General features: G+C 66.6%; 23 protein-coding genes. 13 read left to right on the top strand and 10 right to left on the bottom strand.

Going from position 1 to position 20249, the window contains the following annotated elements; all coding sequences use genetic code 11:
- Positions 1-75 precede the first annotated feature (75 nt).
- The 5 genes from HRUBRA_RS07125 to zapE all read right to left on the bottom strand — a co-directional run bounded on the left by HRUBRA_RS07125 (position 76) and on the right by zapE (position 5442).
- Positions 76-2100, bottom strand: coding sequence for a ubiquinol-cytochrome c reductase (locus HRUBRA_RS07125; protein WP_035515870.1), 2025 nt, complete (start codon positions 2098-2100; stop codon positions 76-78).
- Positions 2100-2693 carry a ubiquinol-cytochrome c reductase iron-sulfur subunit gene (gene petA, locus HRUBRA_RS07120; protein WP_035515866.1) on the bottom strand — a complete coding sequence of 198 codons (594 nt, stop codon included), beginning with the start codon at positions 2691-2693 and terminating at the stop codon, positions 2100-2102. Before petA ends, HRUBRA_RS07125 begins: the two co-directional genes overlap by 1 nt.
- A 453-nt stretch (positions 2694-3146) precedes the next feature.
- Entirely contained in the window at positions 3147-3539 is a 393-nt protein-coding gene (gene rpsI, locus HRUBRA_RS07115) for a 30S ribosomal protein S9 (protein WP_035515865.1), read from the bottom strand.
- Between the two features lie 9 nt (positions 3540-3548).
- On the bottom strand, positions 3549-3977 hold the full coding sequence (gene rplM, locus HRUBRA_RS07110; RefSeq protein ID WP_035515863.1) for a 50S ribosomal protein L13: 429 nt from the start codon (positions 3975-3977) through the stop codon (positions 3549-3551).
- Positions 3978-4344: 367 nt separating this feature from the next.
- Positions 4345-5442: a cell division protein ZapE gene (gene zapE / locus HRUBRA_RS07105; RefSeq protein WP_035515862.1), complete on the bottom strand. Its 1098-nt coding sequence runs from the start codon at positions 5440-5442 to the stop codon at positions 4345-4347.
- 148 nt (positions 5443-5590) lie between these two features.
- Here zapE and HRUBRA_RS07100 point away from each other — a divergent pair, with 148 nt between their 5' ends.
- Positions 5591-6154 carry a Z-ring associated ZapG family protein gene (locus tag HRUBRA_RS07100; RefSeq protein ID WP_035515861.1) on the top strand — a complete coding sequence of 188 codons (564 nt, stop codon included), beginning with the start codon at positions 5591-5593 and terminating at the stop codon, positions 6152-6154.
- Positions 6155-6217: 63 nt separating this feature from the next.
- On the opposite strand, the gene HRUBRA_RS07095 is transcribed toward HRUBRA_RS07100, so the two are convergent.
- Positions 6218-6979: a Nif3-like dinuclear metal center hexameric protein gene (locus HRUBRA_RS07095; RefSeq protein ID WP_035515859.1), complete on the bottom strand. Its 762-nt coding sequence runs from the start codon at positions 6977-6979 to the stop codon at positions 6218-6220.
- A 94-nt stretch (positions 6980-7073) separates the two neighbouring features.
- Here HRUBRA_RS07095 and HRUBRA_RS07090 point away from each other — a divergent pair, with 94 nt between their 5' ends.
- On the top strand, positions 7074-8195 hold the full coding sequence (locus HRUBRA_RS07090) for a S1C family serine protease (protein WP_035515857.1): 1122 nt from the start codon (positions 7074-7076) through the stop codon (positions 8193-8195).
- A gap of 12 nt (positions 8196-8207) precedes the next feature.
- Here the strand turns inward: HRUBRA_RS07090 and hisD are convergent, their stop codons facing one another.
- The 4 genes from hisD to HRUBRA_RS07070 are packed head-to-tail and all read right to left on the bottom strand — an operon-like array spanning position 8208 to position 11113.
- Positions 8208-9515 carry a histidinol dehydrogenase gene (hisD, locus tag HRUBRA_RS07085; RefSeq protein WP_407681011.1) on the bottom strand — a complete coding sequence of 436 codons (1308 nt, stop codon included), beginning with the start codon at positions 9513-9515 and terminating at the stop codon, positions 8208-8210.
- Entirely contained in the window at positions 9512-10159 is a 648-nt protein-coding gene (gene hisG / locus HRUBRA_RS07080) for an ATP phosphoribosyltransferase (RefSeq protein WP_035515855.1), read from the bottom strand. Before hisG ends, hisD begins: the two co-directional genes overlap by 4 nt.
- Before the next feature lie 4 nt (positions 10160-10163).
- Positions 10164-10397: a BolA family protein gene (locus tag HRUBRA_RS07075; RefSeq protein ID WP_035515852.1), complete on the bottom strand. Its 234-nt coding sequence runs from the start codon at positions 10395-10397 to the stop codon at positions 10164-10166.
- A gap of 47 nt (positions 10398-10444) precedes the next feature.
- The gene (locus tag HRUBRA_RS07070; RefSeq protein WP_236629808.1) at positions 10445-11113 is read right to left on the bottom strand and encodes an MlaC/ttg2D family ABC transporter substrate-binding protein; all 669 of its coding nucleotides are present in this window, start codon (positions 11111-11113) and stop codon (positions 10445-10447) included.
- 248 nt (positions 11114-11361) lie between these two features.
- Here HRUBRA_RS07070 and HRUBRA_RS07065 point away from each other — a divergent pair, with 248 nt between their 5' ends.
- The 11 genes from HRUBRA_RS07065 (at position 11362) to mgtE (ending at position 20245) form a co-directional block, all read left to right on the top strand.
- Positions 11362-12336, top strand: coding sequence for a calcium/sodium antiporter (locus HRUBRA_RS07065; RefSeq protein WP_035515846.1), 975 nt, complete (start codon positions 11362-11364; stop codon positions 12334-12336).
- A gap of 15 nt (positions 12337-12351) precedes the next feature.
- Entirely contained in the window at positions 12352-13329 is a 978-nt protein-coding gene (locus HRUBRA_RS07060; RefSeq protein ID WP_035515845.1) for a KpsF/GutQ family sugar-phosphate isomerase, read from the top strand.
- Positions 13330-13340: 11 nt separating this feature from the next.
- Entirely contained in the window at positions 13341-13856 is a 516-nt protein-coding gene (locus HRUBRA_RS07055; RefSeq protein WP_035515914.1) for a KdsC family phosphatase, read from the top strand.
- A complete protein-coding gene (gene lptA, locus HRUBRA_RS07050) occupies positions 13853-14479 on the top strand; it encodes a lipopolysaccharide transport periplasmic protein LptA (protein WP_052094491.1) in 627 nt (208 codons plus the stop codon). Before HRUBRA_RS07055 ends, lptA begins: the two co-directional genes overlap by 4 nt.
- Positions 14457-15182 carry an LPS export ABC transporter ATP-binding protein gene (gene lptB / locus HRUBRA_RS07045; protein ID WP_035515842.1) on the top strand — a complete coding sequence of 242 codons (726 nt, stop codon included), beginning with the start codon at positions 14457-14459 and terminating at the stop codon, positions 15180-15182. The genes lptA and lptB overlap by 23 nt, the downstream gene beginning before the upstream one ends.
- 154 nt (positions 15183-15336) lie before the next feature.
- Positions 15337-16839, top strand: coding sequence for an RNA polymerase factor sigma-54 (locus tag HRUBRA_RS07040; RefSeq protein WP_035515839.1), 1503 nt, complete (start codon positions 15337-15339; stop codon positions 16837-16839).
- 61 nt (positions 16840-16900) lie between these two features.
- Positions 16901-17188: a ribosome hibernation-promoting factor, HPF/YfiA family gene (gene hpf, locus HRUBRA_RS07035; RefSeq protein WP_035515836.1), complete on the top strand. Its 288-nt coding sequence runs from the start codon at positions 16901-16903 to the stop codon at positions 17186-17188.
- 1 nt (position 17189) lies between these two features.
- Complete coding sequence (locus tag HRUBRA_RS07030) at positions 17190-17648, top strand: PTS sugar transporter subunit IIA (protein WP_035515834.1); 459 nt, start codon at positions 17190-17192, stop codon at positions 17646-17648.
- A gap of 4 nt (positions 17649-17652) precedes the next feature.
- Entirely contained in the window at positions 17653-18507 is an 855-nt protein-coding gene (gene rapZ / locus HRUBRA_RS07025; protein WP_035515832.1) for an RNase adapter RapZ, read from the top strand.
- A complete protein-coding gene (locus HRUBRA_RS07020; protein ID WP_035515830.1) occupies positions 18508-18792 on the top strand; it encodes an HPr family phosphocarrier protein in 285 nt (94 codons plus the stop codon).
- 100 nt (positions 18793-18892) lie between these two features.
- Positions 18893-20245, top strand: a complete 1353-nt coding sequence (gene mgtE, locus HRUBRA_RS07015; protein ID WP_035515827.1) for a magnesium transporter — start codon at positions 18893-18895, stop codon at positions 20243-20245.
- The last annotated feature ends 4 nt before the right edge of the window (positions 20246-20249 follow it).

The following is a 20249-nucleotide window of genomic DNA, read 5'->3' as shown; positions in this document are numbered from 1 at the left end:
CCTAGTGAAGCCACTGTACCCCGGGCGCCGGCCGATGTCATGGACACCGGCGAGAGACCTGCGACGAAACCGCCGTCAGTGGACGTCCTTCCAGTACTCCCGGTTGAGTAACCAGGCGAAAACAAAGAATACCGCAATGAAGAGCAGTGTGTAGACCCCGATCCGCTTGCGATCTGCCTGCATCGGCTCGGCGGTGTAGGAGAGGAAATTGGTAAGATCGTACATGGCGGTGTCGAACTCTTCCTCGCTCATGGTCCCGGGGGCTGTTACCTCCAGCGAGCCGCAGGGGTCCGAGTGCGTGGCCTCACCGGAGAGCGGGTCCACCTCTTCGCCTTTACCGCTGGAAGCACACTCCTGCATGCCCTGCAGGTCGAGGAGCACGTGCGGCATGCCGACGTTGGCAAACACCAGGTTGTTGACGCCGTAGGGGCGGGTGTCGTCCTTATAGAAGCTGCGCAGATACGTATAGAGCCAGTCCGGCTGCCGGGCGCGGGAGACAAGCGTCAGGTCCGGCGGCGCCGCACCGAACCACGTTTTTGCGCGATCCTTGTCCATGGCATTGGCCATAAGGGAGCCGGACTTCACCTCCGGGTCGAAGATGAGCTTTTCGACCAGCAGATCTTCAGGAATGCCCAGATCTTCCCCCAGGCGGTTGTAGCGCTGGTATTGCAGCGAGTGACAGCCCATGCAGTAGTTCATGTACATCTTTGCGCCGTTCTGCAAGGAGGCCTTGTCACTCATATCGGCCTTGAAGTCGTCGCAGGGAATTGCGCCGCAGTCGTAGGCGCTTTCGGCGCCTACCACCTTGAGCGGCACCACCGTGAGCACAGCGATCAGCGCTGCGGCCCCGAGAACGCCGAGCTTGTTCATGCCACCATCCATGGTGACCCGCTCCGGTACCGGCTTGGTCTTGTCCATGCTGGACCAGACCGGCATGAGCAGGAAGAAGGCGAAGTAAAGCACCGTGCAGATCTGCGTCAGGATAGTCCGCGACTCCGAAGGCGCCTTGACGCCGAGCACGCCGAGGATCAGGAAGGAAGCCACGAACACCACGAGGGCCACCTTGTTGATCGGGCCGCGGTAGCGCCAGCTCTTCACGGGGCTGCGGTCCAGCCACGGCAGCAGGAACGGGATTGCCACAGAGATGGCAAAGGCCACGAAGCCCCAGAACTTGTCGGGAATGGCACGCAGCACCGAGTAGAAGGGCGTGAAGTACCAGACCGGCGCGATGTGCTCGGGAGTCTTCAGCGGGTCCGCCTGCTCGAAGTTGGCATATTCAAGGAAGAAGCCACCCATCTCCGGCATGAAAAACATCACAGCACAGAAAATGAACAGGAACACACCGATGGCCGGGATGTCGTGCACTGTGTAGTACGGGTGGAAGGGGATGCCGTCGAGGGGGACGCCATCCGGGCCCTTGTTCTTCTTGATCTCCACCCCATCCGGGTTGTTGGAGCCCACTTCGTGCAGCGCGAGCAGGTGCAGGACCACAAGAGCGAGCAGGACGATGGGGAGCGCCACCACGTGCAGGGCGAAGAAGCGGTTCAGGGTAATGCCGGAGATAAGGTAGTCACCGCGAATCCAGGTCACCAGATCCTCGCCGACCACGGGGATTGCCCCGAAGAGCGAGATGATCACCTGCGCGCCCCAGTAGGACATCTGGCCCCAGGGCAGCACATAACCGACAAAGGCCTCGGCCATGAGCACGATGAAGATCAACATGCCGAAGATCCAGATGAGTTCCCGGGGCTTTTTGTACGAGCCGTAAATCAGCGCCCGGAACATGTGCAGGTAGACCACGACAAAGAAGGCAGAAGCGCCGGTGGAGTGCATGTAGCGCAGAATCCAGCCGTAGTCGACGTCGCGCATGATGTACTCGACAGAGGAGAAGGCCTCCTCGGCGCTGGGCGTGTAATTCATGGTCAGCCAGATGCCGGTAAGCAGCTGGTTGACGAGCACTACCAGGGACAGGACGCCGAAGTAGTACCAGACGTTGAAGTTCTTCGGTGCGTAGTACTGGCCCATATGGGTGTTCCACGCCCGCACGATCGGCAGGCGGTCATCTACCCAGTCACGCAGTCCCATGAGCATGTTGACCATCAGGCAGCCTCCGCATCAACGCCGATTTCAAGGATATTGCCCGCAAAGTTGTGCGGCGGGATAACAAGGTTGGTCGACGCCGGTACCCCGCTGTAGACGCGGCCGGCGAGATCGAACTTGGAGCCGTGGCAGGGGCAGAAGAAACCGCCGGCCCACTTGTCGCCGCCAAGATCTGCAGCGCCCACTTCCGGGCGGTACTTCGGCGCACAGCCGAGGTGGGTGCAGAGCCCTTCGATCACGAGATAATCGGGGCGGATAGCGCGCTCCTTGCCGGCCACGTAGGGCGGCTGGATGGCATTCTCGGACTCCGGATCCTTCAGGTAAGGGTCCATGGTAGGCAGCAGTTCAAGCATCTCCGGCGTGCGGTGAACCACGTAGACCGGCTTTCCGCGCCACTCGATAACAATCATCGCGCCCGGCTCGAGCTTGGTCAGGTCCGCCTTCACCGGCGCCCCTGCCGCCTCGGCCTTCGCCGAAGGGTTCCAGGAGCCGACGAAAGGCACCGCGATACCGACAACACCGGCCGCACCGACGGCACTGGTGGCTGCCGTCAGGAAGCGACGCCGGCTGTTGTTCACGTCTTCAGTGGTCATTGCTTGTCTCCTGAATTACTCCCCTGGGGACGCACAGCTATCGCCTGCGCGGGTCGGGGATTCAAAAAGCCGCTAAATGGTAATGACTTTACTACCGCCATACAAGGAAGAGGCCTGTATACACAGGGTTAAACACGTCCCGCTGTCCAGCTATCAGCCAGGAAACGCTGCTCGTTCGATTCCGGGCTGGGCGCGGGATGCTTCTCTCAGTCGCCCCCGATACAAGCTTTGTGAGAGAAGCATCCCGCACCCAGCCCTCACCCCGCCGCGTACTGCCAGCTCTGTCGAGTAGCACCCCGGGTAGGGGCGGGCGCTGGAGGGGGCACCCTCCAGTGCCCGCACCGGGACGCCTCTACAGGCGACAACGCCCGCGAGCATGCCAAAAAAAACGCCCGCCTGGAGGCCAGTGCGGGCGTTCCCTGAAACAGTGCCTGCGTGCGTCCCGCGGGACAATCAGCGCTTGGAGAACTGCGGACGCTTCCGCGCCTTGCGCAGGCCGACCTTCTTGCGCTCCACCGCCCGGGCGTCACGGGTGACGTAGCCGGCGCCGCGCAGCGTGCCGCGCAGGGACTCGTCGTAATCCATGAGGGCGCGAGTAATACCGTGACGGATGGCGCCGGCCTGGCCGAAGCTGCCACCGCCCTCGACGGTCACATTGATATCGAACTTCTCGACCAGGTCCACAAGCTCGAGGGGCTGACGCACGATCATGCGAGCCACTTCCCGGCCGAAATACTGATCCAGCGGGCGCTTGTTGACAGTGATGCCGCCAGCGCCGCTCTGCAGGAACACGCGAGCCGTGGAGGTCTTGCGGCGGCCGGTGCCGTAATATTGGGTTGCTGCCATGGTAGACCTTTAGATGTTGAGGGGTTGCGGCTGCTGCGCGGCGTGCGGATGCTCATTGCCGGCATAGACCTTCAGTTTGCTGAACATGGCGCGGCCCAGGGGGTTGCGCGGCAGCATGCCCTTGACGGCGCGCCGCAGCACCCGGTCGGGCGCTTTGTCGATAAGCTTCTCAAAGGACGCGGAACGGATACCGCCCGGGTACCCCGTGTGGTGGTAGTACATCTTGTCGGTGGCCTTGTTGCCGGTCACGCGGACTTTCTCGCAGTTGACCACAACAATGTAGTCCCCGGTATCGACATGGGGCGTGTACTCGGCCTTGTGCTTGCCGCGCAGACGATGGGCAATCTCGGCAGCCAGCCGGCCCAGGGTCTTGTCCGTGGCGTCCACGACGTACCAGTCGTGGTGCACGTCCGCGGCTTTCGCGCTGTAAGTTTTCATGAATTCTGTCTCGCCTTTTGGGGCAGAAATAAAAGAGCGCGAATACTACTTGAACGGCTGGGACGCCGCAAGCCCCGTAAGCGCCTTCCCGGGCGTCCGTTTTTTGGCTCTTCGCGGATTTCCGGGGTGTCGGCCGGAGGGCGCCCCCAGTCGCTCCCCGATACACGCTTGGTGGGGGCGCCCTCCGGCCGCCACCCCTACCGCCTTGGGTCAACCCCCGCCGCCCTCGAAGTACGCACTGCGGCAGGGGCGAGTGCGGGATACTGCTCTCACAAAGCGTGTATCGGGGAGCGACTGAGAGCAGTATCCCGCGCTCGCCCCGGACTTGTGGCAGGAACCGAAACCGCGCTCCGCAAGCCGCTTGGGCTCAGGGACGGTGCTCCCGGGCCAGGTAGTCGTGGGACTGCATCTCCTGCAGCCGCGAGAATGTGCGCTCGAATTCGAAGCTGAGCCCCCCACCATCATAGAGGGCGAGCAGCGGACAGTCGGCGGCAATCACCAGCTTTACGTTGCGGTCGTAGAACTCGTCGACGAGATTGATGAAGCGGCGCGCGCTGTCGTCCGTGGCCCGCCCCATGGGCCGCACCCCGGAGAGCAGCACAGCGTGGAACACCCGGGCGAGTTCGATGTAGTCGTTCTGGGAGCGGGGGCCGCCGCAGAGCTCGTCGAACTCGAACCAGGCCACATCGTCGGCCAGGCAGCGCGCGGTCAGGTAACGTCCGTTGACCTCCAGCCGCTGCCAGGGCTGCCCGGCTTCCGGGGCCAGCCGGGTGAAGAAATCCTCCAGCGCCGCCGTGGCGTCGTCGCCCAGCGGGTGATGATAAAGCGGCGCCCGCTCGAGGGTCCGCAGCCGGTAGTCGATGCCGCCATCCACGTTCATGACCCGGGTGTGAGCCTCGATAAGAGCGATGGCGGGCAGGAAGCGCTGCCGCTGCAGGCCGTTCTCGTAGAGGCGCTGCGGGGGGATATTCGACGTGGCCACCAGGGTAATGCCGCGGGCGAAGAGAGCCTCCATGAGCTTGCCGAGGATCATCGCATCGGCGATGTCGCTGACGAAGAACTCGTCGAAGCAGAGAACTTCGGTTTCCCCGGCCAGGTGATCCGCCACCCGCTCCAGAGGATTTTTCTCTCCGGCGAGGGCTTTCAGTTCCCGGTGTACGCGCTGCATGAACCGGTGGAAGTGCACCCGCTGGCGCCCCTCGGCGGGCAGGCAGTCATAAAAGGTGTCCATGAGCCAGGTCTTGCCGCGCCCCACACCGCCCCAGAGGTAAAGCCCGGTCTCGGGCTCCTGGCGCCGCCGACGCAGCCGCGCCAGCGCCCCGCCGAGGCCTCGGCCGCGGGCCCGGCGCACAGCAAGGCGCCGGAACAGATCGTCGAGCGCCGCCACAGCCTCAGCCTGGGCTCCATCGCGGGCGAATCCGTGCTCTGAAATGTCCTGCTCGTAGCGCGCTAGCGGCGTGGCCAAGCCCGTCCCTCCCGGGGCCGATGGGCGCGCTACTCTAGCCCCGGCGTGCATAGTTGGCAATCAAAGCTCACCGGTAGCGAGAGCGGCGCGCTATACTACTCTTGTCTCCCGAATACCCTGCAAAGCCTCAATTTACGGAGTGATTCTCATGTACAGCATCGATATTCTGATCGCCAGCGGACTCTGCGCTCTTGTCGTCGGGGGCGTGCTCGGCATGGTCTTCGGCCGCAAATCCACCGCCGGCAGCCAGCAGGCCCGGGAGCTTGAGAAACGCATCGACCAGCTCTCGCGCGACAAGCAGGCCTACGAGAACCGCGTCACTGAGCACTTCACGGAAACCGCCGACCGGCTGAACGCCCTGACCGAGATGTACCGCGGCATCCACGAACACCTGGCCGAGGGCGCCAGCACCCTCTGCGTGGGCAAGAACGACGTCACCGTGACGCGCCTCGGCGGCACCAGGGACGACAGCGAGGTGCCCCAGGAAGCCCTGAGCATCGAGCAGCCGCGTGACTACGCGCCGAAGACCGAGGGTGAAACGGGGATGCTGAACGAGAGCTTCGGCATTGAGCGCGAGCCGGTCCCGGGGACCCAGGGGCTGGCGGACACGGAGACCGAGGAAACCGAGGACGTGGCCGAGGGCACCACGGCACAGGCGGACGAGGCCGAAGGCGAGACCAGGGCCGACACCGAGCGCAAAGAAAACGCCTGAAGACTGCTGCCCGCCGGGCCGCCACGGCCCGGCACGGCCATCCCTGCGCCCCGCCCCGGTCCCTCACACCGGGTTGTCGCAGTCCAGAAACGTGAGCTCGAGGCCAAAACGCCCGGCCATCACCTCCCCCAGGGCCTGCACCCCATAGCGCTCCGTGGCGTGATGCCCGGCCGCGAAAAACTGGATCCCCTGCTCCCGGGCACTGTGCACCGTGGGCTCCGACACCTCACCGGTAATATAAGCATCCGCTCCTGCAGCCACCGCCGCATCGATATAGCCCTGTGCCGCCCCGGTACACCAGGCCACACGCCGCAGCAGCGCAGCACCGTCACCGATGTGCAGCGGCTCCCGGCCGGTCAGCGCCGTCAGGCGTTCGGCCAGCGACGCTGCCGTCAGGGGCTCCGGCAGGTTGCCGATCGCGCCCACTCCGTCGGCCGGGTCGCGATGCAGCGGCTCGACGTCGACCATGGCCAGCCGGCGCCCGAGCTCGGCGTTGTTGCCCACCGCAGGGTGCGCGTCGAGGGGCAGGTGGTAGGCGATGAGGGAAAGCCCGCTGCCGAGGAGCGTTGCGAGACGGCGCTGCTTCATGCCGACGACCCGGGGATCTTCCCCGCGCCAGAAGTAGCCGTGGTGTACCAGCAGCGCATCCGCCCCCCAGGCCAGGGCATCATCGAGTACCGACTGGTTGGCGGTGACGGCACAGGCCAGCCGCGCCACCGTCGCCCGCCCGCCGACCTGAAGCCCGTTCGGGCAGTAGTCGCGGAAGCGCCCGGGTTCGAGCAGTTCATCCATGGCGGCAACAAGGTCGACGAGGGCAACGGGCATGACAATCCTCTCGGGAGCAAAAGGGGCGGAACCGGCCCGCCATCATATAGAATGGGATTTTGACCTGGCTAGAAGAATCACTGGGGGAGAGGACATGCAAAGCTGGCTACGCGTCACGGCCTGGCCCGTGGTCGCCGGCATCCTCGCGGCGCTGCTCGTGCTGGAGCACTGGGTGCTGCCGGCCGGCCCCGAGGAGAGCACCCCCCGGGATCCGCAGAGCTTCGCCGCGGCGGTGCAGTCAGCCACCCCGGCCGTGGTCAACATCTATACCAGCAAGGTCGTGCCCACGCGGGCCGGACGGCTCCTCAAGGACCCCTTCTGGGGGCAGTTCGTGCCCCGCAACCAGCCGCGCCAGCGCCTCGAGCAGAGCCTCGGTTCCGGGGTGATCTTCTCGGCCGACGGCCATGTCGTCACCAACAACCACGTCATCGACGGCGCCGACGAGATCCAGGTGCTGCTCAGCGACGGCCGCAACGCCGCCGCGCGCATTATCGGCACGGACCGGCCCACGGACCTCGCGCTGCTCAAGATCGACCTGCCCGACCTCACCCCCATTCCTCTCGGCACTTCGGCCGATGCCCGCGTGGGCGACGTGGTACTGGCCATCGGCAACCCGCTGGGTTTCGGCCAGTCGGTGACCCAGGGGATCATCTCCGGCCTGGAGCGCTACGGTCTGCAGCCGGGACTCTACGAGAGCTACATCCAGACCGACGCGATCATCCATCAGGGCAATTCCGGCGGCGCACTGGTAGACACGGAGGGGCGCCTCGTGGGCATCAATACGCTTATCTACACCTCTGAACAGCAGACCAGCGGCAGCGCCGTGGGCATCGGCATCGGCCTCGCTATCCCGGTGGACCTGACCCGCTTTGTGGTCAGCGACCTGATCGAGTACGGGCAGGTCATCCGCGGCTGGCTCGGCGTACAGGTGGAGCCGCGGCTGGCCCGGGGCGGAGACGGCCCCACGGGGCAGGCCCTCGTCGTCACCGCGGTGGCGGAGGGTGGCCCGGCGCAGAAGGCCGGGCTGCAGCCCGGCGACGTGATCACCCATTTCAACGGCGAGGCGGTAGAGGACGTGCGCCGGAGCATGTACGACATTGCCCTGCTCCGTCCCGGCGAAAGCCTGCGTATCACCGCCATCCGGGGTCGCCAGACCGTGGATCTGCGCGCCGTGGTCGGCGCCCAGACCCAGTCTCCGGACCGCCAGGGGTCCTGAGCTCAAGTGCGCTCAGTGCTCCGGCGCAGCGTCCCGGCGGTACTCCGCGCTGCGCGCATGGGCGGTGAGGGATTCACCGCGGGCGAGGGTCGAGGCGACGTCGCCAAGCACCCGCGCGCCGGCACGGCTCACGTTGATGATCGAACTGCGCTTCTGGAAGTCATAAACGCCGAGCGGTGAGAAGAAGCGCGCGCTACCCGCGGTAGGCAGCACGTGGTTCGGGCCGGCGCAGTAATCGCCGAGGGCCTCGGCGCTGTAACGGCCCATGAAGATGGCACCGGCGGCGCTAATGGACGGCAGCAGCGCCTCCGGGTCCGCTACGGACAGCTCGAGGTGTTCCGGCGCGATGCGGTTGGAGAGGCGCACAGCGTCATCGAGGTCCGCCGTCAGCACCAGTGCGCCGCGCCGCGCCAGAGAGGCGGCGATGATCTCCCGGCGTTCCTGCTGCGGCAGCAGCTCCTCGATCGCCGCAGCAACGGCGTCGAGGAAGGCGGCATCGGGAGACAGCAGCAGAGCCTGGGCGTTCTCGTCGTGCTCGGCCTGGGAGAAGAGATCCATGGCGATCCACGCCGGATCCGTGCCCCCGTCGCAGATGATAAGAATCTCCGACGGCCCGGCCACCATGTCGATGCCGACCCGCCCGAAGACCTGGCGCTTGGCCTCGGCCACGTAGGCATTTCCCGGACCAACAATCTTGTCCACGGCGGCCACGGTCTCTGTGCCATAGGCAAGGGCAGCAACGGCCTGCGCGCCGCCGATGGTGTATACACGCGACACGCCGGCGAGGCCTGCTGCGGCCAGCACCAGCTCGCTGAGCTCGCCACCGGGCGCCGGCACCACCATGGTGATGTCCTCGACGCCGGCCACATGGGCGGGCAGCGCATTCATAAGCACTGAGGAGGGGTAGCTGGCCTTGCCGCCGGGCACATAGACGCCGACACGGCCTAGGGACGTGACCTGCTGGCCGAGTACGTTGCCGAGTTCGTCTGTGTACTGCCAGCTCTCGCCAAGCTGGCGTTCGTGGTAGTCGCGGATCCGCGCTGCAGCCACCGCAAGAGCATCGCGCTGCGCCGCCGGCAGGCCCTCGAGGGCCACCTGCAGCCGCTCGGCCGGTACCTCGAGCGCCGCCATGCTGTCGACCGCCAGATCGTCAAAGCGCGCCGTGTATTCGAGCACCGCCGCGTCGCCGCGGGCCTCGACAGCGGCGAGGATCTCGCCAACCCGGGCCTGTACCGCCGGGCCGTCGGCTTCGCCGGCCGGCGCCAGGGCAGCGAGGCGCGCGGTGAAGTCCGCAGCGCGGCTGTCCAGGCGGGCGATCACGCGGCCAGCCCGTCAGCGGGCAGCGCGGCCTCAAGGGCCCCCAGCAGCTCCGTAATAGGCTCGTGAGCCGCGCGCAGGGAGGCCTTGTTGACCACCAGCCGGGAACTCACCGTAGCGATCTCCTCCAGCGGCTCAAGACCATTGGCACGCAGCGTGTTGCCGCTATCGACGATGTCGACAATGAGATCCGCAAGGCCCATGGTCGGCGCCAGCTCCATAGCGCCGTAGAGCTTGATGATATCCGCCTGCATCCCGCGGGCCGCAAAGTGCCGCCGGGCGACGTTGACGAACTTGGTCGCCACACGCACGCGCGACCCCGTGGGCCGCCAGCCCGCGGGGGCGGCGGTCATGAGCCGGCAGCGGGCGATGCCGAGATCCAGCGGTTCGTAGAGACCTTCGGCGCCCTGCTCCAGGAGCATATCCTTGCCCACGACCCCGAGGTCGGCAGCGCCGTGACGCACGTAGGTGGGCACGTCCGTACCGCGCAGTACCAGCAGGCGCAATCCGGGGCGGTTGCTGGGGAACACGAGCTTGCGGCTGCTGGCGATATCTTCCGCCGGCTCGATGCCGGCCCGGGCCAGCAGGGGCAGGGTCTCGGCGAGGATCCGGCCCTTGGTCAGGGCCAGCGTGAGCGTGCCTGCCACGGCCCTAGCCCTGCCACTCGTCCGGTGTGAAGGTGCGGATGTTCACCGCGTGAATGGCACCGGCAGCGATGCTCTCGCGCAGCGCCCCGTACACCAGCTGCTGCTTCTTCACCGGCCGCAGGCCGGCGAACAGTTCGCCGATCACCGTGATGTCGTAATTGCTGCCGGCGCCGTCAACCTGCACCTCGCATCCTTCGAGTTCCTGCTCCACGAGCCCCTTGACCGTCGCCGCGTCCACCCTTGCCTCCGTCGTTTCCTGCCTGTCGTCGTGCTTTGGCCGCAGCGTCAGCTGTCCAGGCCCTCGACGTTCCAGTTGCTGATGACCTTGTCGAGGTCACCGTCGTAGTTACGCGCCGAGGACTCGAACTGGCTGCGGTAGATCTTGCCGAGGTTCACATCCTCGACGATCAGATTGCGAATCAACCAGCGTCCGTCCTGCCCCCGGGCCATGGTGTAGGTCACCACGTAGGGCTCCGCCTCGTCGCTGTAAATGAACTGGCGCAGCGTCGCCCGGCCGCCCTCCTCTCTGCTGCCGTCCTCGTCGAGGTCGACGCGGGAGCCATTGAAGGCGAGGAGGCCCTTGCTATAGGTGCGCACCAGGCCCTTGCGCATGGTTTCCGTAAAGCGCTCGAGCTGGTCGCGTAGCTGCTCCCGCCCTGCCGGGTCGAGGGAGCGATAGCGGTCGCTGGTAGCGTAATCACCCATGACACCCCGGGCAAAACCGCGAAAGTCCACCACCGGGTCGAGCACCTCGTGTACCGCCCGGTAGTAACGCTGCGGGTCCTCGTCAACGTAGCCCTCGGCGCTGTCGATCACCGCAAGGACAGCCTCTGTGGTCTCCCGCAGCGTTTCTGCCGCGCCGCGGTTGTCGTCATCGGCCGCCTGAGCGGCGCCGGTCAGCAGCAGGCAAAGGGCGAGCAGCCAGCGCAGTGCGCCGCCGCTCGGGCCTGCCATCCAATCCGCTTTTACTTTCATGGTCGCCCCGTTTTGTCCAATTTGCTGCGGCGGTACCGGCTAGCAGGTAGAATCGCCGGCATGCCTGTCGCTACCTTTGCTACCTTTGCTGCCTTCGCCACCTTTCCCGCCGACGCCTCCACGAGGTCGCAAGTGTACTACGTTTCAACCCGGATTCCGTATGACCACGGATGCAGCAACGGGTTTCCAGGGGCCGGCAGCGGTGCTGCCGGGGTGTCCGCCGCAGCATGATTCTCGCCGCCGCCGCGGTCATCATCGGCCTTGTGCTCCTGGTCTGGAGCGCAGATCTGTTCGTCGCCGGTGCCGCCTCCATTGCCGAAAATCTCGGCCTGTCGCCGGTCATCATCGGCCTGACCATCGTCTCCCTGGGCACCTCCGCGCCGGAGATTCTTGTCTCTATCACCGCGGCCCTTGCCGGTGCCGGGGAGCTCGCCGTCGGCAACGCCCTCGGCTCCAATATCGCGAACATCGGCATGGTGCTCGGCATCACCGTGCTGGTGGTCCCCATGCTGATCCGCCAGGGCTGCATCCGCGTCGAGCTGCCGACGTTGCTCCTGGTGACCCTGGGCACCTGGGCGCTGCTCCTCGACGGGCTGCTGTCGCGCTTCGACGGGCTGCTCATGCTTGGCGGTCTCGCCCTCATCCTCGTGCAGCTGGTGCGCGCCCAGGCGGGCAACGCCATCGTCCGCGAGGAGAGCGAGGACGAGGAACTGCCACACCTTGAGCCCCCGCGGGCCTGGCTTGCCTTCCTGGCCGGGCTTGCCATCCTCGTCGCCAGCTCCCGCCTGCTGGTCTGGGGGGCCACAAGCATCGCCATCCAGCTCGGCGTCTCCGAGCTGGTCATCGGCCTCACCATCATTGCCGTCGGCACCAGCCTGCCGGAACTCGCCGCCACCCTCGCCAGTGCGCTCAAAGGGCATACGGAAATCGCCATCGGTAATATCATCGGCTCGAACCTGTTCAACCTCCTCGCAGTGATGTCCATGTCAGGCGTGATCGAGCCGCTGACACTTTCAGGGGAAGTACTCGGCCGGGACTACCCGGCCATGGCGGCGGGCACTTTCCTGCTCGCCATCGCCATCTACACCGGGCACCGGCACCGGCGCGCCGAGGGCGGCTACAGCTACCTCGGACGCACCGTGGGGCTGTTGTTGACGTCCTTCTACGCGCTGTACTATTACGCGCTTTCCCTGAGCCTTTAGGGGCCGAGACGCTTCATGACCCACGCCGCCCCGCCCAGCTACGTCGACTCCGCCCGCCGCACGGTGCGCATGGAAGCGGCAGCGGTAGCCGCTCTCGAGGAGCGTATCGGCCGCGAGTTCGCGCACGCCTGCGAGCTGCTGCTCGCCACCCGCGGCCGCGTCGTAGTCACCGGCATGGGCAAGTCCGGGCACATCGGCACCAAAATCGCGGCCACCCTCGCCAGCACCGGTACACCGGCTTTTTTCGTCCACCCGGGGGAGGCGAGCCACGGCGACATGGGCATGATCACCGGTGACGACTGCGTACTCGCCCTGTCGAACAGCGGCAGCACCAAAGAGGTGGTCATGCTGCTGCCTTTGCTCAAGCGCCTCGGTACGCCCCTGGTCAGCATGACCGGGAACCCCGCCTCGACGCTGGCCCAGGCGGCCGATGCGCACCTCGACAGCGGCGTGGCCACGGAGGCCTGCCCGCTGGACCTGGCACCCACCTCGAGCACGACCACGGCGCTGGTCATGGGCGACGCCCTGGCCATTGCACTCCTTGAGGCCCGGGGCTTCACCGCTGAAGACTTCGCTTTCTCGCACCCCGGCGGCGCGCTGGGGCGCAAGCTGCTGCTCATGGTAGAGGACGTCATGCGCAGCGGTCCCGAGCTCCCCCGCGTCGCCCCGGAAACGCCCCTCGGCGAAGCGCTGCTCGAGATCTCCGCTAAGGGCCTGGGCATGACTACCGTGGTCGACGGTGATCGCCTCGAAGGTGTCTTTACCGACGGCGACCTGCGCCGCGCCATCGATGCCCGCATCGACATCAACGAGACACGCATCGGCGACCTCATGACGCGCCAGGGGCGCACCATCACCGAAGGCATGCTCGCGGCCGAGGCCCTGCGCATCATGGAAGAAAACCGCATCAGCGCGCTGGTGGTAGTCGGCGACGGCGGCGAGCCGGTAGGCGTGGTCACCCTCCTCGGCCTCCTCCAGGCCGGCATTGCCTGAGGCCGCCGGTGATCAATCGCGCCAGCGCCAGCGCCCTGCGCCTCCTTGCCCTCGATGTCGACGGCGTCCTCACGGATGGTCGCCTCTACTACGGCAATAACGGCGAGGAACTGAAGGCCTTCAACATCAAGGATGGCCTGGGCCTCAAGCTCCTGCAGCGGGCCGGCATCAGCGTCGCGATCATCACCGGCCGCCGCTCGCAGATCGTTGAGCGTCGCGCCGCCGAGCTTGGCATAGCCCACGTGATCCAGGGCCGGGAAGACAAGCGCATCGCTCTTGAGGAACTCTGCGCAGGCCTGGGCCTCAGCCTCGCACAGTGCGCCTACATGGGCGACGACCTGCCGGATCTGGGCGCCCTGCGCGCCGCCGCCATCGGTCTCGCGCCCGCCGACGCGGTGGAGGCCGTGGCCGCCGCCGCCGACTGGCAGAGCCGCTACCCGGGCGGCGAGGGCTGTGTCCGCGAGGCCTGCGAACAGCTTCTCCATGCCATGGACCGACGCCGGGCCGTTGAGGCGGACTACCAGTGAGGCGCGCTGCAGGCCCGCTGCTGGCCATGACCCTGCTGCTTGCCCCGCCGGTACAGGCGCTGCCGGAGGACCGGGAGCAGTCTATTGCCGTCGAGGCCGACCGCGCGGTGCGCGACGAAAAGGCCGGGCAGACCGTTTATAGCGGCGCTGTGCGCCTGGTCCAGGGCAGCCTCATCATCGAAGCCGATAAGCTCACCATCTTTCACAGCCGCGACCTGGCCGAGCGCGTGGTCGCCATCGGCGCACCGGCGCGCATGCAGCAGCAGCCCGCCCTGGACGAGGCGGTGATCCACGCAAACGCCCGGCGTATCACCTACTTCACCGCCGAGGAGCGCGTGCTCCTCGAAGAGAGTGCCGAAGTGGAGCAGGACGGCGCCACGGTCAGCGGCGACCGCATCGATTATCTCATCCGTGAGCAGCTGGTGCGCGCCGATGCCGCCGAAAGCGGTGGCGATCGGGTGCAGGTGGTGATCCCGCCGCGGCTCGCCGAAGATGCCGAGGCCCCGGCGACCGATAACGCCGGCGCCGCAGGTGGACCGGCAGCCGACGCACAGGACAGCGCAGTCACGACTGACGCCGATGATGCAGGAGAGCCAGCCGATGGCCCAGCTGAAGGCGAATAAGCTGGCCAAGGCCTACGGCGGACGCCCGGTGGTCCGGGATGTGTCCCTCGCGGTGGAAAGTGCCCAGGTCGTGGGCCTCCTGGGGCCCAACGGTGCCGGCAAGACCACCTGTTTCTACATGATTGTCGGCATCGTGCGGGCCGACGCCGGGCAGATCACCATCGACGGCGAGGACATCATCGGACTGCCCATGCACGAGCGGGCGCGCCGCGGCATCGGCTACCTGCCCCAGGAGGCTTCGGTGTTTCGCAAGCTGTCCGTAGGCGACAACCTCATGGCCATCCTGGAGACGCGCCGCGACCTCACCCGCGCCCAGCGGCGCGAGCGCCGGGATGAGCTCCTGGAGGAATTCCATGTCGCCCACCTGCGCGACAGCCTTGGCCAGGCCCTGTCCGGCGGTGAGCGGCGCCGCGTAGAAATCGCCCGGGCCCTGGCGACGGAGCCGGCGTTCATTCTCCTCGATGAGCCCTTCGCCGGTGTCGACCCGATTTCCGTGTCGGACATCAAAGAGATCATCCGCCACCTGCAGCACCGGGGCATCGGCGTGCTGATCACCGACCACAATGTCCGCGAGACCCTCGACATCTGCGAGACGGCCTACATCGTCGGCGAGGGCCGGATCATCGCCGCGGGCTCTCCCCAGGACGTGCTCGACAGTCCGGAAGTACGCAAAGTCTATCTCGGCGACACCTTCCGCCTTTAACCGGAACAGCCCAAGCCCGCCATCCGCCCCGGCAATTTACGATGAACAAATAAAACAGCTGCTGCAATTTCCGCGCCAGTGCGTTGCCAGCGCCAGCGGGCCGGCGCTACACTGCACCGGCATTGGGCAAAGGAATCGCCTCCCCGCCGTCACCATGAAACAAGCACTGCAACTCAAGCTGGGCCAGCAGCTGACGATGACGCCGCAGCTCCAGCAGGCGATCAAGCTGCTGCAGCTGTCGACGCTGGATCTGCAGCTGGAAATCCAGCACGTGCTGCAGAGCAACCCCATGCTTGAGCTCGACGAGGGTGACGACGAGGCGGCCGGCGACGCCACGGACCCGCGCGAGCCGCGCACGACCGGCAGCACCGGTGAGGGGCCCCTCGAGAGCCTCGAGCGCACCGCCGCCGGGGACGGCGCCAGCGACGCCTACGAGCCCTCCATGCCCGAAGACCTCCCGGTAGATACCCAGTGGGAAGACCTGGTGCCCTCCTCCGCCCCGGCGCCGCCCGGGCCCGCCGGCGAGGGTGCCGATTACGATATCGACAGTCGCAACGCCGGCGTGCAGAGCCTCCACGACCATCTCCTCTGGCAGCTGAACCTCACCCGCTTGTCGGATATCGACCGCGCCATCGCCCTCACCATCATCGACGCCACTGACGGGACCGGCCGGCTCACGGCCACCGTTGACGAGCTGCACACGCTCTGCGCAGCGGACTTCGAGGTCGAGATCGAACGCGACGAGGTCCTCGCGGTGCTCCATGCACTGCAGCAGTTCGAGCCCACCGGGGTCTTTGCCGCTGACCTCCAGGAATGCCTGCTGCTTCAGTTGAAGCAGCTGCGCGCGGACACACCCGGCCTTGAGCAGGCGCGAACGCTGGTGAGCCGCCACCTGACACAGCTCGCCAACGGCGACTTCGCCCAGATCCTGCGTCGCATGCGCCTCGACGAGGCAGCGCTGCGCAGCATCCTGCAACTGCTGCAGACCCTGGACCCCTTCCCCGGCCAGCGCATGGGCGCCGACGACACCGAGTACGTCGTCCCGGACGTGTTCGTGCGCAAACGCGAGGGCCGCTGGGTTGTCGAGCTGAATCCGGATATCGCTCCCCGGCTGCGCATCAACGACAGCTACGCGGGGCTCATTCGTCGCGCCGACAACAGCGCCGAGAACACCTACCTGCGCGACAATCTGCAGGAGGCGCGCTGGTTCCTTAAAAGTCTGCAAAGCCGCAACGAGACCCTGCTCAAGGTCGCCTCGGAGATCGTCGCCCATCAGCGCAACTTCCTCGAGTACGGGGAGGAGGCCATGAAGCCGCTGGTGCTGCACGACATCGCGGAGGCGGTGTCCATGCATGAATCGACCATTTCCCGGGTCACCACGCGCAAATACATGCATACGCCCCGGGGCATTTTCGAGCTGAAGTACTTTTTCTCAAGCCACGTCGCCACCACCACCGGCGGCGCCTGCTCCTCCACGGCCATCCGCGCGCTGATCCGCAAGCTCATCGCCGCGGAGAATCCGCGCAAGCCGCTGAGCGACAGCCGCCTCGCGCAGCTGCTGGAGGAGCAGGGTATCAAGGTCGCCAGGCGCACCATCGCGAAATACCGGGACAGCCTGTTCATCCCGCCCTCGAGCGAGCGCAAGCGCCTGGTCTGAGACATAAACGCCCGGTGCACAACCCGGGCATCACCGCGTTGCAACGCACAAGGAGTCCAGTATGCAACTCAATATCAGCGGCCATCATGTCGACGTTACCGACCCGCTCCGCGAGTACGTGGAGAGCAAATTCGAGCGGCTCCAGCGCCACCACAGCCACATCACCAACATGGAGGTCACCCTCATCGTCGAGAAGCAGATACAAAAGGCTGAGGGCAACGTGCACATTTCCGGTGCGGACCTCTTCGCCGCGGCAGAAGCCGACGACATGTATGCGGCCATCGACGCGCTGACCGACAAGCTCGACCGGCAGCTGATCAAGCACAAGGAAAAGGCACGGCCGCACTGACATGGAAACACTGAAGGAACTGCTGTCGCCCGCGCGCACCCAGCGGGGCGTAAAGGGCACGAGCAAGAAAGCAATCTTCGAGGAGGTCGCCGCGCTGGTCGCGGCGGACCACCCGGAGCTCGATGTCGGCGACCTGATCGGCAAGCTGCTCGCCCGGGAGAAACTCGGTAGCACCGGTCTCGGCGGCGGCGTCGCCATTCCCCACTGCCGCCTGGCAAACTGTGCCGAGCCCCTGGGCGCTCTGGTCACCCTCGGGGAACCCGCAGACTTCGACGCCCCGGACGATACCCCGGTCGATCTCCTCGTCGTGCTTGTGGTCCCCGAGGAAGCTCACCAGGACCATCTCGACATTCTTGCCAGCATCGCGCGGCTGTTCAGCCAGGCGCCGCTACGCGCGGCCCTGCGTGCCTGCGAGAGCAACCGCGCGCTCTACGACACCGTGGTTGGCTGGGACGGCTGACCTTATGGACCTCGTCATCATCAGCGGCCGATCGGGCTCCGGCAAGAGCACCGCCCTGCACCAGCTTGAGGACGAGGGCTACTACGCCATCGATAACCTGCCGGCCTCGCTGCTGCCGGCTCTGGTCAGCCACGCCCCGGCCCTTGCCCGCGGCGAGGCAACGGGAGTCGCCGTATGCATAGACGCGCGCAACGCGGCCGCCGACCTGTCGCGGATCGGCGACATCCTCGCCGAGTTGCCGACGACGGTACGCCTGCGCACGCTCTATCTCGACGCCGACGAGGCAACGCTTCTCAAGCGCTTCAGCGAAACCCGCCGCCGGCACCCGCTGGCGAGCCGCGAGCTGCCGCTGGCGGAGGCGATCCGCCGGGAGCAGGCCCTGCTGGAGCCCCTGGCGTCCGAGGCCGGGCTGACCCTGGACACAAGCGAGATGACGATCCACGAGCTGCGTGACGCGGTGCGCCAGCGCCTGGTGGGCACGGGCGCGGGGGTGCTGTCGCTGCTGGTGCAGTCCTTCGGCTTCAAGCGCGGTGTCCCCGCGGACGCCGACCTCGTGTTCGATGTGCGCATGCTGCCGAACCCGCACTGGAGCAAGGAACTGCGGCTCCTCACCGGGCGCGAGGCGCCGGTGCAGGCCTTCCTCGAGGCGCAGCCGTTGACCGGTGAACTGTTCCTGGAGCTCTCGGGCTTCCTCGACCGCTGGCTGCCCCACTACGCCAGTGGCGCACGCAGCTACCTGACCATCGCCATCGGCTGTACCGGCGGCCAGCATCGCTCCGTGTACATGGCCGAACGGCTCTTTGGGCACCTGGCGGCGCACCACGGCCCCGTGCACCTCCGTCATCGGGAGCTTCTGTAGATGGCGCTGGCGCGGTGCGAGATCACCATCATCAACAAGCTCGGGCTCCATGCCCGGGCCGCGTCGAAGTTCGTCAGCTGCGCCGCAGCCTACTCCGCCCGGGTCCGCACCGGCCGCGTCGGTGACAGCGCCGAGCTGGTCGATGGCAAGAGCATCATGGCCGTCATGATGCTGGCCGCCGGCAAGGGCACGGCCCTGGTGCTCGAGGCCGAGGGCGACGACGCCGAAGCGGCCCTGGGCGCGCTCTGCGCACTGATCGAGAGCCGTTTCGAGGAAGAGGAATAGCGCCGGCGGCCCCCGGCGACGGGGGGCTCTGTTGTTGTCGTCCGGTGTTTACCGGATAATTTCCGCGTTCCCGCCCATTCACCCCGAACCGAGCGACGCGATGACCAGCGCCGACCCACACAGCCACAAGCCCCTCGACCGGGTCGCGCGGGCGCTCGAGCAGGGGACTCTGGGCGACGTGAGCCGCATGCTCCGCAAGATGGAGCCGGCCGACGCGGCGCACCTCCTCGAGTCATCCCCGCCGCGGTCGCGGCAGGTACTCTGGCAGCTCATCGACGACGACCTTCAGGGCGAGGTCCTCAACGAGCTCGGTGACGAACTCCAGCTCGAATTCCTGAGCGCCCTCGAGCCCGCCCAGGTGGCACAACTCACCGAGGGGCTGGACGACGACGACGTCGCTGATATCCTTCAGCAGCTGCCGGACGAGGTCACCTTCGAAGTCCTCGAGGCCATGGATCACCAGGACCGCGCCCGGCTGGAGCAGGTGATCTTCTACGCCGACGACACGGCCGGCGGCCTCATGAACACCGACGCCATCACGATCCGGGCCGACCTGACCCTGGACGTGGTGCTGCGCTACCTGCGTCGCCACGAGAGCATTCCCGAGGCAACGGACAACCTGATCGTCGTCACCCGCAAGGACCGCTACATCGGCCTCCTGCCGCTGCGCACCCTGCTCGTCTCCGACCCCTCACACTCCGTGCGTGAACTCATGCTCACCAGCCAGCAGGCGCTCCCGGTGGACATGCCCGACGACGAAGTGGCGCGACTTTTCGAGCGCAACGACTGGGTCAGCGCCCCGGTAGTGGACGAGGACGGTCGGCTCCTCGGGCGCATCACCATCGACGACGTGGTGGACGTGATCCGCGAAGACGCCGACCACTCTCTCATGGCCCTCGCCGGCCTCGACGAAGACGAGGACACCTTCGCTCCGGTGCTGCGCACCGCGCGGCGGCGCACCGTGTGGCTCGGCGTCAACCTGGTGACCGCCTTCCTGGCCGCCGCCGTGATCAGCCAGTTTCAGGACACGATAGAACGGGTCGTTGCGCTCGCCGTGCTCATGCCCATCGTCGCCTCCATGGGCGGTATTGCGGGGACCCAGAGCGTGACGGTCCTGGTCCGGGCCATGGCCCTGGGACAGATCAACAGTGGCAACCGCTCCTGGCTGATCCTGCGCGAGGCCTATGTCGGCATCATCAACGGCCTGCTCTGGGCCGTCGTGGTCGCCACGGCGGCGGCGCTCTGGTTCGACAGCCCGGCCATCGGCGCCATCATCGCAGCGGCCATGGTGATCAACCTGATTACCGCGGGCCTCTCCGGCGCGGTGCTGCCGCTGCTGCTGCAGCGCCTCAGGATCGACCCGGCTCTCGCCGGCGGCGTGGTGCTCACCACGGTGACCGATGTGGTCGGCTTTGTGGCTTTCCTCGGGCTCGCAGCCGCTTTCTATGGTTGACAAC

Source organism: Pseudohaliea rubra DSM 19751, assembly GCF_000764025.1.
Classification (GTDB): domain Bacteria; phylum Pseudomonadota; class Gammaproteobacteria; order Pseudomonadales; family Halieaceae; genus Pseudohaliea; species Pseudohaliea rubra.
The sequence above is the reverse complement of the archived record's forward strand: the minus strand, read 5'-3'. Positions and strand labels throughout refer to the sequence as shown.

Coding starts and splice junctions, on each gene's coding strand:
- HRUBRA_RS07090 (WP_035515857.1), top strand. CDS start 7,074: ATGCAAAGCTGGCTACGCGTCACGGCCTGGCCCGTGGTCGCCGGCATC.
- lptB (WP_035515842.1), top strand. CDS start 14,457: ATGGCCCAGCTGAAGGCGAATAAGCTGGCCAAGGCCTACGGCGGACGC.
- rplM (WP_035515863.1), bottom strand. CDS start 3,977: ATGAAAACTTACAGCGCGAAAGCCGCGGACGTGCACCACGACTGGTAC.
- HRUBRA_RS07100 (WP_035515861.1), top strand. CDS start 5,591: ATGTACAGCATCGATATTCTGATCGCCAGCGGACTCTGCGCTCTTGTC.
- hpf (WP_035515836.1), top strand. CDS start 16,901: ATGCAACTCAATATCAGCGGCCATCATGTCGACGTTACCGACCCGCTC.
- mgtE (WP_035515827.1), top strand. CDS start 18,893: ATGACCAGCGCCGACCCACACAGCCACAAGCCCCTCGACCGGGTCGCG.
- HRUBRA_RS07030 (WP_035515834.1), top strand. CDS start 17,190: ATGGAAACACTGAAGGAACTGCTGTCGCCCGCGCGCACCCAGCGGGGC.
- HRUBRA_RS07060 (WP_035515845.1), top strand. CDS start 12,352: ATGACCCACGCCGCCCCGCCCAGCTACGTCGACTCCGCCCGCCGCACG.
- petA (WP_035515866.1), bottom strand. CDS start 2,693: ATGACCACTGAAGACGTGAACAACAGCCGGCGTCGCTTCCTGACGGCA.
- HRUBRA_RS07020 (WP_035515830.1), top strand. CDS start 18,508: ATGGCGCTGGCGCGGTGCGAGATCACCATCATCAACAAGCTCGGGCTC.
- HRUBRA_RS07065 (WP_035515846.1), top strand. CDS start 11,362: ATGATTCTCGCCGCCGCCGCGGTCATCATCGGCCTTGTGCTCCTGGTC.
- HRUBRA_RS07070 (WP_236629808.1), bottom strand. CDS start 11,113: ATGGCAGGCCCGAGCGGCGGCGCACTGCGCTGGCTGCTCGCCCTTTGC.
- HRUBRA_RS07040 (WP_035515839.1), top strand. CDS start 15,337: ATGAAACAAGCACTGCAACTCAAGCTGGGCCAGCAGCTGACGATGACG.
- rapZ (WP_035515832.1), top strand. CDS start 17,653: ATGGACCTCGTCATCATCAGCGGCCGATCGGGCTCCGGCAAGAGCACC.
- HRUBRA_RS07125 (WP_035515870.1), bottom strand. CDS start 2,100: ATGGTCAACATGCTCATGGGACTGCGTGACTGGGTAGATGACCGCCTG.
- rpsI (WP_035515865.1), bottom strand. CDS start 3,539: ATGGCAGCAACCCAATATTACGGCACCGGCCGCCGCAAGACCTCCACG.
- HRUBRA_RS07095 (WP_035515859.1), bottom strand. CDS start 6,979: ATGCCCGTTGCCCTCGTCGACCTTGTTGCCGCCATGGATGAACTGCTC.